Genomic DNA, 13,677 nt, shown 5'->3' on the forward strand with positions numbered 1-13,677 from the left:
ATGAATGCTGAAGACTCCTTGAAACTTGCTCGCCGGTTTATCGGGTTGCCCCTGGAAAAGCGCCAGATGTTCCTTGCGGCCTTGCACAAGGAGGGCGTGGACTTCGCCCGTTTTCCGATTCCGCAAGGGGTCGAGGCCCAGGACCGGCAAGCGCTGTCCTACGCCCAGCAACGCATGTGGTTTCTCTGGCAGCTGGACCCGCACAGCGGCGCCTACAACTTGCCGGGCGCGGTACGCCTGACCGGGCGGTTGAACCTGCCGGCCCTGGAGCAGGCGTTCGCCAGCCTGGTGGCGCGTCATGAAACCCTGCGCACGGTGTTCCAGCGTCAGGCCGACGAGACTCTGCAACAAGCGCCGACCCGTGCGCCGCTGGTGATCGAGCAGGTCGATTTCAGCGCGCTGCCAGCCCTTGAGCGCGAGCAGGCCGTGGCCGAGGCCGCCCAGCAGCAATCGTTGCTGCCGTTCGACCTGGCCGTCGGGCCGCTGCTGCGGGTCAAGCTGCTCAAGCTCGCCGAGCAGGAGCACGTGCTGCTGCTGACCCTGCACCACATCGTTTCCGATGGCTGGTCGATGAACGTGTTGATCGATGAGTTCATCCGCTGCTACGACGCCCATGATGCAGGCGCGCAACCGCAGCTCGCACCGCTGCCGATTCAGTACAGCGACTATGCCTTGTGGCAACGCCGCTGGCTGGAAGCCGGGGAGCAGGCGCGGCAACTGGAATACTGGCAAGCCCAATTGGGCGACGAGCACCCGGTGCTGGAGTTGCCCACCGATCACCCGCGCCCGGCGATGCCCAGCTATCGCGGCACGCGTTATGAGTTCGGCGTTGATGGCCAACTGACCGAGCAACTGCGAGCCACCGCGCAGAAGCACAACATCACCTTGTTCATGCTGTTGCTTGGCGCTTTCAACGCCTTGCTGCACCGTTACACCGGGCAGACCGACATCCGCGTCGGCGTGCCGATCGCCAACCGCAATCGCGGCGAAATCGAAGGCTTGATCGGTTTCTTCGTCAACACCCAAGTGCTGCGCACCCGGCTCGACGGCCAGACCCGCGTGGCCGATTTGCTCAGTGACATCAAGGAAACCGCCCTCGGCGCCCAAGCCCATCAGGACTTGCCATTCGAGCGGCTGGTGGAAGCGTTGAAGCTGGAGCGCAGCCTCAGCCATACGCCGTTGTTCCAGGTGATGTACAACCATCAGCCGCAGGTGGCGGACATTTCCACGGTGACCACCGCCTCGGGCCTGGAACTGGGCATGATCGAATGGGAAGGGCGCACCACCCAATTCGACCTGACCCTGGACACCTACGAAAAAGCCGGCACGCTGCATGCCGCGCTGACCTACGCCAACGACCTGTTCGATGCGCCGACCATCGAGCGCATGGCGCGGCACTGGACCCATTTGCTGCACGGTATGGTCAACGACAGCCAGCAGCGCATCAGCGATTTGCCGCTGCTTGAAGCTGCGCAATACCAGCGCATCGTCCATGACTGGAACCGCGCGGACCCAGGCTTCGCCGATGATCTGTGTATTCATCAGTTGATCGACCGCCAAGTCGCCGCCCAACCGGACGCGCTGGCGGTCACCTTCGCCAGCCAACAGCTGACTTACGCCGAACTCGATAGCCGCGCCAACCGTCTCGCCCACAAGCTGATCGAGTTGGGCGTGGGCCCGGAAGTGCGGGTCGGCGTGGCGATGCAGCGTTCCGACAGCCTGCTGGTGGCGCTGCTGGCGGTACTCAAGGCCGGCGGCGCCTACGTGCCGTTGGACCCGGATTACCCGGCCGATCGCGTGGCCTATATGCTCGAAGACAGCCGCGCTTTGGTGTTGCTGACCGAGCAGGCCGTTGCGGCAATCTTGAACGTGGCGGTAGGCACCCAAGTGCTGCTGATGGACACCGCCGAGCCGTGGCTGGCCGCTTACCCGAGCCGTGCGCCGGTGACCCGCGTCACGCCGGATAACCTGGCTTACGTGATCTACACCTCCGGCTCCACCGGCAAACCCAAAGGCGTGGCCATCGCCCATCGCAACGTGCTGGCGCTGATCGACTGGTCGCAGTCGGTGTACAGCCGCGACGATATTCAAGGTGTGCTGGCGTCGACCTCGGTGTGTTTCGACCTGTCGGTGTGGGAGCTGTTTGTCACCCTGGCCAACGGCGGTTCGCTGATCATCGCCCGCAACGCCCTGGAGCTGCCGCAACTGCCGGCCCGGGATCAGGTGCGCCTGATCAACACCGTGCCCTCGGCGATCAATGCGTTGCAGCGCGACGGGCAGATTCCGCCGAGTGTGCGCATCATCAACCTCGCCGGTGAGCCACTGAAGCAGAGCCTGGTGGAGGCGCTGTATCAGCAGCCGACTATCGAGCACGTCTACGACCTCTACGGTCCATCGGAAGACACCACGTATTCCACCTGGACTCGCCGCCAGGCCGGCGGCAGCGCCAACATCGGTCGACCGCTCAAACACACCGCCAGCTATTTGCTCGACGCCGATCTGCAACCGGTGCCGCAGGGCGTATCGGCCGAGCTGTACCTGGCCGGCGCAGGCATCACCCGGGGTTACCTGGCGCGGCCGGGCATGACCGCCGAGAAGTACGTGCCGAACCCGTTTGCCAGCAACGGCGAGCGCCTGTATCGCACCGGTGACCTGACCCGCTATCAGGCAGACGGCGCGCTGCAATACGTCGGTCGCATCGACCACCAGGTCAAGGTTCGTGGTTTCCGGATCGAGCTGGGTGAAATCGAAGCGCGGCTGTTGCAGCAGGACGCGGTACGCGAACTGGCGGTGCTGGCTCAGGATGGCGTTAGCGGCCAGCAACTGATCGCCTATATCGTGCCGACCGATGCCGCGGTGTTGGCGGGCAATGCCGATGCTCAAGCGAACCTGCGCGAAACCCTGAAAGCCGCGCTGCGCCAACATTTGCCGGACTACATGGTCCCGGCTTATCTGCTGTTCCTCGAACAATTGCCGTTGACCCCCAACGGCAAGCTCGACCGCAAGGCCTTGCCTGCGGTCGACGTCACCCGGCAGCAACGCGAGCACGTGGCGCCACGCACGGCCCTGGAAAAGTCGCTGGCGGCGATTTGGCAGGACGTCCTGGCCATCGACAACGTCGGCCTGGAAGACAACTTCTTTGAGCTGGGCGGCGATTCCATTGTGTCGATGCAAGTGGTCAGTCGCGCGCGTCAGGCGGGCATCCTGTTGAGCCCCAAAGACCTGTTCCAGCACCAGACCATCCGCAGCCTGGCGCAAGTGGCCCGCAGCGGCGAGCAGAACCTGATCGATCAAGGTCCGGCGGTTGGCGCGGTGGCCCTGGCGCCGGTGCAGCACTGGTTCTTCGATCAAACCATTGCGCAGCGTCATCACTGGAACCAGTCGCTGCTGCTGGTCCCGCGCGAAACGCTGGATGCCGGGGTGCTGGATCAAGCGTTGGCGCAGTTGCTCACGCATCACGACGGTTTGCGTCTGCGTTATGAAAAAACCGACGCCGGTTGGCAGCAGGCTTATGGCGCAGCGTCCGTTGAGTCGGTGTTGTGGCAACGCTCGGCGCAATCGCTCGAAGAACTGAATGCGTTATGCGACGGAGCCCAGCGCAGTCTTGATCTAAGCACCGGCCCATTGCTGCGAGCGTTGTCGGTGGACATGGCCGATGGCACCCAACGGCTGCTGCTGGTCATTCACCACTTGGCGGTGGACGGTGTGTCGTGGCGGGTATTGCTGGAGGATCTGCAGCAGTTCTATCGCCAGGCACGCGACGGCTCGACGCTGATGACGGCGGCGAAAACCAGTGCCTACCAACGCTGGGTGGCGCGTCTGCAAAGCCACCTGCCAACGTTCCACAACAGTGTCGATTATTGGCAGGCCGAATTGCGCGATGCGCCGCAAAACGATTTGCCGTGCGACCGCCCTGACGGCGCACTGCAAAACCGTTTCGAGCAGAAAGTCGAACTGACCTTCGATGCCGAACAAACCCGCAAACTGCTGCAACAGGCGCCGGCGGCTTATCGCACTCAGGTCAATGATTTGCTGCTGACCGCATTGGCGCGGGCCGTGTGCCGCTGGACCGGGCAGGGCAGCACGCTGATCCAGCTCGAAGGGCATGGCCGTGAAGACCTGTTCGACGACATCGATTTGACCCGCACCGTCGGCTGGTTCACCAGCCTGTTCCCGGTCAACCTGATCCCGGCCGGCGATCTCGGCGCATCGATCAAAACGGTCAAGGAGCAACTGCGCGCGGTGCCGGACAAAGGCCTGGGCTACGGCGTGCTGCGCTACCTGGCCGATTCGCAAACGAGCACCGCGTTGGTGGCCCTGCCGCAACCGCGCATCACCTTCAACTACCTGGGGCAGTTCGACCGCCAGTTCGACGAAGCGGCGTTGTTTGTGCCGTCCAGCGAAGGCAGCGGCGCGGCCCAGGATCCGTCGGCGCCGTTGGCCAACTGGCTGACGGTCGAAGGCCAGGTGTACGGCGGTGAGCTGTCGATGAGCTGGGGCTTCAGCCGTGAGATGTTCGACACCGCGACCATTGAGCAGTTGGTTGATCAATACGCTGTCGAACTCAACGGGTTGATCGAGCATTGCTGCACCCTCGAGGCCCCACAGGCCACGCCGTCGGACTTCCCGCTGGCGCGCATCACCCAGGCGCAACTCGATGCACTGCCGGTGGCCGTCGGCCAACTCGACGACCTCTATCCACTGTCGCCGATGCAGCAGGGGCTGTTGTTCCACACCCTGTACGAACAGGCGGCGGGCGAGTACATCAATCAGCTGCGGGTGGATGTGCAAGGCCTCGAGCCCGAGCGTTTCCGCGCGGCCTGGCAGGCCACTGTCGAGTCTCAAGACATTCTGCGCACAGGTTTTGTCTGGCAGGGCGAACTGGAACAACCGGTGCAGATCGTCCACAAACAGGTGCAGTTGCCGTTCACCGTGCTCGACTGGCGTGAGCGTGGCGATCAGGTTCAGGCCCTGAGTGAACGGGCCGATGCTGAACGCCAACAAGGGTTCGACCTGAGCCAGGCGCCGTTGCTGCGACTGGTGCTGGTGCAAACCGCCTCTGATAGTTGGCACCTGATTTACACCCATCACCACATCCTGATGGACGGCTGGAGCAACTCGCAGTTGCTCGGCGAAGTGTTGCAGCGTTACTGCGGTCGCGCGCCGATGGCCACCGGCGGGCGTTATCGCGATTACATCGGTTGGTTGCAGCGTCAGGATGCGCAATCGAGCCAGGACTTCTGGCGTGAGCCGTTGGCCTCCTTGCAAGAGCCGACCCGACTGGCGCGGGTGGTGTTCGGCAACGAAACCCTGAGCGGGCATGGCGACCACTTCCAGACCCTGGACGTCAGTCGCACCCAAGGCCTTGAAACCTTTGCCCGGCAACAGAAAGTCACCCTCAACACCCTGGTGCAAGCCGCGTGGCTGCTGTTGCTGCAACGCTACACCGGTCACGAAACCGTGGCCTTCGGCGCCACGGTGGCCGGGCGCCCGGCAGACTTGCCCGGCATCGAGCAAGCTGTCGGCTTGTTCATCAACACTTTGCCGGTGATCGGCGCGCCGCGTCCGGACCAGAGCGTCGGCCACTGGTTGCAAGCGGTACAGGCGCAAAACCTCAGCCTGCGCGAGTTCGAACACACGCCGCTGGCGGACATTCAGCGTTGGGCCGGGCAGGGTGGCGAAGCGCTGTTCGACAACATTCTGGTGTTCGAGAACTACCCGATTGCCCAGGCGCTGCAACAAGGCGCGGAGCAAGGCGTGGTGTTCGGCGACGTCGCCAACCTTGAGCAAACCCATTATCCGCTGAGCGTCGCCGTGACGCTCGGCCAGACCCTGGCGCTGCATTACAGCTTCGACCGGGCGCATTTTTCCATGCCGGCGATCGAACGCATCAGTGCGCACCTGCTGCAACTGCTGGAGCAGTTCGCCGAGTCGGCCGCACGCAACCTCGGTGAAATCGCCCTGGCCAGCGCCGCCGAACTCGCGCAGCAACAGGCCAGTAACCAGCCGCAACCGTACCCGGTGAATGTCGCCGTGCACCAGCGCATCGCCGAACTCGCCGCCCAGCGTCCGGAACGCACGGCAGTGATCTTCGCCGGCCAGCGGTTCAGCTATGGCGACATCGACCAGCGCGCCAACCAGTTGGCCCACGCCCTGATCGCCCGGGGTGTCGGCCCGGAAAGCCGGGTTGGCGTGGCCTTGCCGCGCAGCGAAGGGGTGATCGTCGCATTGCTGGCGGTGCTCAAGGCCGGCGGTGCCTACGTACCGCTGGACACCAGCTACCCGCGCGAGCGCCTGGCCTATCTGATCGAGGATTCGGGGCTGGCGTTGTTGCTCACCGATTCGTCTGTTTCTGCGCAGTTGCCGGTGGAGGACTCGGTCCCGGTGCTGGAACTCGACCGTCTCGATCTGCGCGGCCAATCCCTCACTGCGCCCAAAGTGCCGCTCGATCCGCAGAACCTCGCTTACGTCATTTACACCTCCGGTTCCACCGGTAACCCCAAAGGCGTGAGCGTTGCCCATGGCCCGCTGGCGATGCATTGCCAGGCCATCGGCGAGCGCTATGAAATGCGCGACAGCGACTGCGAATTCCACTTCATGTCCTTCGCCTTCGACGGCGCCCACGAGCGTTGGCTCACCAGCCTGACCCACGGCGCCTCGCTGCTGATTCGCGACGACAGCCTGTGGACGCCGGAACAGACCTGTAACGCCATGCGCGAACACGGCGTGACGGTGGTGGCGTTCCCACCGGTCTACCTGCAACAACTGGCCGAACACGCCGAGCGTGAAGGCCACCCGCCGAAGGTGCGGATTTACTGCTTCGGCGGCGATGCCGTGCCCAACGCCAGTTTCGAGCGGGTCAAACGCGCGCTCGATCCGGACTACATCATCAACGGCTACGGCCCGACCGAAACCGTGGTCACGCCGCTGATCTGGAAGGCCGGGCGCGACGTGCAGTGCGGCGCGGCCTACGCGCCGATCGGCAGTCGCATCGGTGACCGCAGCGCTTACGTGCTGGACGCCGACCTGAACCTGCTGCCCCAAGGCATGGCCGGTGAACTGTACCTGGGCGGCACCGGCCTGGCCCGGGGTTACCTGAATCGTCCGGGGCTGACGGCGGAGCGCTTTGTCGCTGACCCGTTCAGCGCGGTCGGTGGGCTGCTGTACCGCACCGGCGACCTGGTGCGGCAGCGTGCCGATGGCACGTTCGATTACCTGGATCGCATCGACAATCAGGTGAAGATTCGCGGTTTCCGCATTGAGCTGGGGGAAATCGAAGCGCGCCTGCAAGCCCTCGATGGGGTACGCGAAGCCGTGGTGGTTGCCCAGGAAGGCACCGCCGGCAGCGGCAAGCGCCTGGTGGCTTATGTGGTCGCCGATGCGCTCAATGCCGAACAGGCTGATTTCGCCGACAGCCTGCGCGAGCAACTTAAAGTCGCGCTGCCGGCGCACATGGTCCCGGCGTATTTGCTGCTGCTTGAGCGCCTCCCGCTGACCCCCAACGGCAAACTCGACCGCAAGAACCTGCCCAAGCCGGATGTCAGCCAATTGCAGCAAGCCTATGTGGCGCCGCAAAGCGCACTGGAGCAGCAACTGGCGACGATCTGGCAGGATGTGCTGAAACTCGATCAGGTCGGTTTGAGCGACAACTTCTTCGAACTGGGCGGCGATTCGATCATCTCGATTCAAGTGGTCAGCCGCGCCCGTCAGGCCGGTATCCGCTTCACGCCCAAAGACCTGTTCCAGCACCAGACCATTCAGGCACTGGCCACGGTGGCGCGGTTGGGTGAGCAGGCTCAGGTCATCGATCAAGGGCCGGTGACGGGCGAACTGGCGTTGTTGCCGGTGCAACAGGTGTTCTTCGAACAGGCCATCCCCGAGCGTCAACACTGGAACCAGGCGGTGATGCTCAAGCCGACGCAAACCCTGGAGGCTGCGCTGCTTGAGCAGGCGTTGGGCGCGCTGGTTACGCACCACGATGGCTTGCGCTTGAGCTTCGTCGAGCAGGCCGAGGGCTGGCAGGCGCAATACCGCGCGCCGGGCAGCCAGACCGAGGCGTTGGTCTGGGCGGTCGACGTCGCCGACGCCACGGCACTGGAAGCGGTGGCCAACGAAGCGCAACGCAGCCTGAACCTGCAACACGGGCCGCTGCTGCGCGCAGTGCTGGCGAACCTTGATGACGGCACTGCGCGACTGTTGCTGGTGATCCACCATTTGGTGGTGGACGGCGTGTCGTGGCGGATTCTGTTTGACGATCTGCAAACCGCTTACCGTCAGCTGTTGACCGGCGAGCCCCTGCAATTGCCGGCCAAAACCAGTGCGGCCAAAGTCTGGGCCGAGCACCTGCAAACCTACGCCCGCCGTGCGGAACTGCGCAGCGAACTGGCCTGGTGGCAACAGCAATTGCAAGGCGCCGACGTGGCGTTGCCGGCGGATAACCCCGAAGGCGGGCAACAGAACAAGCACGCACTGACGGTGCGCACGCAACTGAACAAGGCACTGACCCGGCAACTGCTGCAAGACGCTCCGGCGGCTTATCGCACCCAGGTCAACGACCTGCTGCTCACCGCTCTGGCCCGGGTCATGGTGCGCTGGACCGGCACCGACAGCGCGTTGATCCAGCTCGAAGGCCATGGCCGTGAAGAGCTGTTCGACGGCGTTGACCTGACCCGCACCGTCGGCTGGTTCACCAGCCTGTACCCGGCAAAACTGACGCCGGTCGCTGACCTCGGTGGCTCGCTGAAACAGATCAAGGAACAGCTGCGCGCGATCCCGAACAAGGGCCTCGGTTTTGGTGCCCTGGCCCATCTGGGAGACGACGCCGCACGTCAAACCCTCAGCCAATTGCCGGTCCCGTGCCTGACCTTCAACTACCTGGGCCAGTTCGACGGCAGCTTCAGCGCAGCCGACGGCGCCTTGTTCGTACCGTGCAGTGACGCGGCCGGCGATGAACTGGACGCCCGTGCGCCATTGGCCAACCAGTTGGCCCTCAATGGTCAGGTGTATGGCGGCGAACTGAACCTGGGCTGGACCTTCAGCCGCGAACGGTTCAATGAGTCGACCATTCAAGCGCTGGCCGACGATTACGCCCAGGAACTGCAAGCGCTGATCGCCCATTGCTGCGAGGCCGGGCAGCACGGCGTTACTCCGTCGGACTTCCCGCTGGCGCGCTTGAGCCAGGCACAACTGGACGGCTTGCCGCTGGCGCCGCAGTCGATCGAAGACCTGTATCCGCTGTCGCCGATGCAGCAGGGCATGTTGTTCCATGCCGTGTACGAAGAAACCACCGGCGATTACATCAACCAGATACGCCTGGACGTCGACGGGCTCGACCCCGAGCGTTTCCATCAGGCCTGGCAAGCGGCGGTGGATGCCCACGACATTCTGCGCACGCGTTTTGTCTGGCAGGGCGAACTGGAAAACCCGGTGCAAGTGGTCAGCAAACACGCGCAGTTGCCTTACAGCCTGCATGATGTGCGCAGGCATCCGCAGCGCGATCAGGCCTTGCAGACGCTTGCCGACTCTGAACGCCAAAGCCTGAACTTGAACGCGTCGACCTTGTTGCGGCTGGTGATTGCGCGCATCGACGACCACCGTCATCACCTGATCTACACCAACCATCACATCCTGATGGATGGCTGGAGCAACTCGCAGTTGCTCGGCGAAGTGCTGCAGCGTTACAGCGGCCAGTTCAACGCCGCTCACAGCGGACGTTACCGCGATTACATCGCCTGGCTGCAACGCCAGGACTCAGCCGCCAGCGAAGCGTTCTGGACCCCGGCGCTGCAGGCGCTGGAGGAGCCGACGCGCCTGGCCCAGACCGTCGCGAAGCCTCAAGCGTCTATCGAAGCCCAAGGTTATGGCGATCATTTCCAGGTGCTGGAGGCCGATCAAACCTTGCGTCTGGGCGAGTTCGCCCGGGCCTCGAAAATCACCGTCAACACGCTGGTGCAGGCGGCCTGGTTGCTGTTGCTGCAACGCTACACCGGGAAAAACACCGTGGCCTTCGGCGCGACGGTCGCCGGTCGTCCGGCTGACTTGCCGGGTGTCGAGCAACAGATCGGGCTGTTCATCAACACCTTGCCGGTGATCGCCAGCCCTCGGGCCGAGCAATCGCTCAATAGCTGGTTGCAAGCGGTGCAGGCGCAAAACCTGGCCTTGCGCGAGTTCGAACACACCGCGCTGTTCGATATTCAGCGCTGGGCCGGGCAGGGCGGTGAAGCGCTGTTCGACAACATTCTGGTGTTCGAGAACTACCCGATTGACCAGGCCCTGGAGCAGGGCGCCCCGCAAGGGTTGCGCTTTGGTCCGGTGGCCAGTGTCGAGCAGACCAACTATCCACTGACCCTGCTGGTGAGCCTCGACACCCAACTGTCGATGCACTTCAGCTATCAGCGCGGCAGTTTTGCATCGGCGACGGTGGCGCAATTGGCGGCTCATTTGCAGCACTTGTTGAGCCAGATGATCGACACCGGTGAACGCTGCCTCGGCGAGTTGGTGCTGTTGAATGAGACCGAACAGCAACAGGTCTTGCTGGACTGGAACCGTGCTGACGAAGATTTCGCTCAAGACCTGTGCATTCATCAGTTGATCGACCGCCAAGTCGCCGCCCAACCGGACGCGCTGGCGGTCACCTTCGCCAGCCAACAGCTGACTTACGCCGAACTCGATAGCCGCGCCAACCGTCTCGCCCACAAGCTGAGCGAATTGGGCGTGGGCCCGGAAGTGCGGGTCGGCGTGGCGATGCAGCGCTCGGACAGCCTGCTGGTCGCGCTGCTCGCGGTGCTCAAGGCCGGCGGTGCCTACGTGCCGTTGGACCCGGATTACCCGGTCGACCGCGTGGCCTACATGCTCGAAGACAGCCGCGCCCTGGTGCTGCTGACCGAGCAGGCCGTTGCGGCAACATTAAACGTGGCGGCGCACACCCAAGTGCTGCTGATGGAGCGGATCGAGGCACAACTGGCGGATTATCCGCGCAGCGCCCCGGTCACCCGCGTCACACCGGATAACCTGGCCTACGTGATCTACACCTCCGGCTCCACCGGCAAGCCCAAAGGCGTGGCCATCGCCCATCGCAACGTGCTGGCGCTGATCGACTGGTCGCAATCGGTGTACAGCCGCGACGACATTCAAGGGGTATTGGCCTCGACCTCGGTGTGCTTCGACCTGTCGGTGTGGGAGCTGTTTGTCACCCTGGCCAACGGCGGCTCGCTGATCATCGCCCGCAACGCCATGGAATTGCCGCAATTGCCGGCGCGGGATCAGGTGCGCCTGATCAACACCGTACCGTCGGCGATCAATGCGCTGCACAGTGCCGGGCAGATTCCGCCGAGCGTGCGCATCATCAACCTCGCCGGTGAGCCGCTCAAGCAGTCGCTGGTCGACGCACTTTATGGGCAAGCGACCGTGGCGCATGTCTACGACCTTTACGGCCCGTCGGAAGACACCACCTATTCCACCTGGGCCCGTCGCGAGGCGGGTGGCACGGCGAACATTGGCCGGCCGCTCAAGCACACCGCCAGTTACCTGCTGGATGCCGATTTGCAACCGGTGCCCCTGGGCGTGTCCGCCGAGCTGTACCTGGCCGGCGCCGGCATCACCCGTGGTTACCTGGGGCGGCCGGGCATGACCGCCGAGAAGTACGTGCCGAACCCGTTTGCCAGCCATGGCGAGCGCCTGTACCGCACCGGCGATCTGACCCGTTATCAGGCCGATGGTGTGATCGAGTACCGAGGGCGAATCGACCATCAAGTGAAAATCCGTGGTTTCCGCATCGAACTGGGCGAAATCGAAGCGCGCCTGCTGGCGCAGCCAGCGGTCCGCGAAGTGGCGGTGCTGGCGCAGGAAGCCCTGGGCAATCAGCAACTGGTGGCTTATGTGGTCGCACCACAGCTGGACCTCGATGCCGCCGACGATCAGCAATCTTTGCGCGATGAACTCAAGGCACGGCTCAGGGAGTCTTTGCCGGAATTCATGGTCCCGGCGCACCTGTTGTTCCTCGAACAATTGCCGCTGACGCCCAACGGCAAACTCGACCGCAAGGCGTTGCCGACGGTGGAGGGCGGTCATTTGCAGGTGCGTTATGTCGCCCCGCAGAGCGAGCGGGAGCAGCAGGTCGCGGCGATCTGGCAGCACGTACTGCAAGTCGAGCGTGTCGGCTTGCTGGATAACTTTTTCGAACTGGGCGGCCACTCGTTGCTGGCCGTCAATGTGGTTTCACGCCTGCAACTGGAACTGGGCCTGAAACTGACCCCACAACTGATTTTTCAACACCCCGTACTCACGGATTTCGTCAGCCGTCTGGCAACCGCAGGTGAGCAGGTCGATACGTTGAAACTGAGCAAGCTGGACGCCCTGCTTGACGAAATGGAGGAAGCTTGATGGATACCAATGTCGCTTTGAAGATCGCCCGGCGCTTCATTACTTTGCCGCTCGACAAGCGCAGGGTCTATCTGCAGAAGATGCTCGAGGAAGGTGTTTCGCCGGCGAACCTGCCGATTCCCGAAACCCAGTCGCAGTTCGATCCGGTGCCGCTGTCCTTTGCTCAGGAACGTCAGTGGTTTCTCTGGCAGATGGACCCCGACAGCGCCGCCTACAACATCCCCAGTGCCATGCAGTTGCAGGGCGAGCTTGACGTAGCGGCGCTCGAGCGTGGTTTCAATACGCTGATTACTCGTCATCAAAGCTTGCGCACCACGTTCCGGCAGCAGGATGAGCGGGCGGTGCAGGTGATTCATCCGCACATGAGCCTGACCGTCGCCGTGCATGAACTGGATGAACGCCCCGACGCCCCATCGCCAGACGCGCAGATTCAAGCGTTCGTCGCCGAACAGACCGGGCAGCCGTTCGACCTGGTCAACGGGCCGCTGTTGCGTGTCAGCCTGCTGCGCCTTGGCGCGCAGGAGCACGTGCTGACCCTGACCCAGCACCACATCGCCTCGGATGGCGCCTCGATGCGGGTCATGGTCGACGAATTGCTGCAACTGTATGGCGCCTACCGCCAGGGCCAGGAACTCAGTTTGCCGGCGCTGTCGATCCAGTACGCCGACTATGGCATCTGGCAGCGGCACTGGATGGAAGCCGGGGAGCGCGAGCGGCAGCTGGAGTATTGGCAGACGCACTTGGGCAGCGAGCATCCGGTGCTGGAGTTGCCCACCGATTACCCGCGCCCGGCGATGCAGAGCCTGCGTGGCGCCCGTCATGAGCTGGCGTTGCCGCCGGCTCTGGGCGAGCGCCTGAGGGCGTTGGCCAAAAGCGAAAACGTCACGCTGTTCATGCTGTTGCTGGCGTCGTTCCAGACCTTGTTGCATCGCTACAGTGGCCAGGCCGACATCCGCGTCGGCGTGCCCACCGCTAACCGCAACCGGGTCGAGACCGAGCGGCTGATCGGCTTCTTCGTCAACACCCAGGTGCTCAAGACCGAGTTCGATGCTCAGGCCACGTTCAGCACGCTGCTGGCCCAGGTCCAACAGACCGCGATGGCCGCCCAGGCGCATCAGGACCTGCCTTTCGAGCAACTGGTCGAGGCTTTGCAACCGGAACGCAGCCTGAGCTACAGCCCGCTGTTCCAGGTCATGTACAACCACCAGAGCACCGGCGCCAGCCAAAGTCGGCAGGGCACGGGCGAGTCAGCGCTGACGATCCGCCACTTGCGTCAACCATCGCGCACCGCGCAAT

The 13,677-nt window shown here is 63.7% G+C and carries 2 protein-coding genes (1 of these 2 running past the window's edge); both read left to right on the top strand.

Translation table 11 applies throughout. The annotated features are described in order from the left end of the window. A complete protein-coding gene (locus QMK51_RS09570; RefSeq protein WP_320393860.1) occupies positions 1 to 12,381 on the top strand; it encodes a non-ribosomal peptide synthase/polyketide synthase in 12,381 nt (4,126 codons plus the stop codon). Further along, positions 12,381 to 13,677, top strand: partial view of a non-ribosomal peptide synthase/polyketide synthase gene (locus QMK51_RS09575; protein ID WP_320393861.1) — the 5' portion only. 12,221 nt of this gene lie beyond the right edge of the window; 1,297 of the gene's 13,518 nt are visible here — the first part of the coding sequence; the start codon lies at positions 12,381 to 12,383; its stop codon lies beyond the right edge, outside the window. Before QMK51_RS09570 ends, QMK51_RS09575 begins: the two co-directional genes overlap by 1 nt.

Source organism: Pseudomonas sp. P9_31, from assembly GCF_034008235.1.
GTDB lineage: Bacteria > Pseudomonadota > Gammaproteobacteria > Pseudomonadales > Pseudomonadaceae > Aquipseudomonas.

Bases quoted from the DNA above. Each gene is read 5' to 3' on its own strand.
- QMK51_RS09570 (WP_320393860.1), top strand. From the start codon at position 1: ATGAATGCTGAAGACTCCTTGAAACTTGCTCGCCGGTTTATCGGGTTG.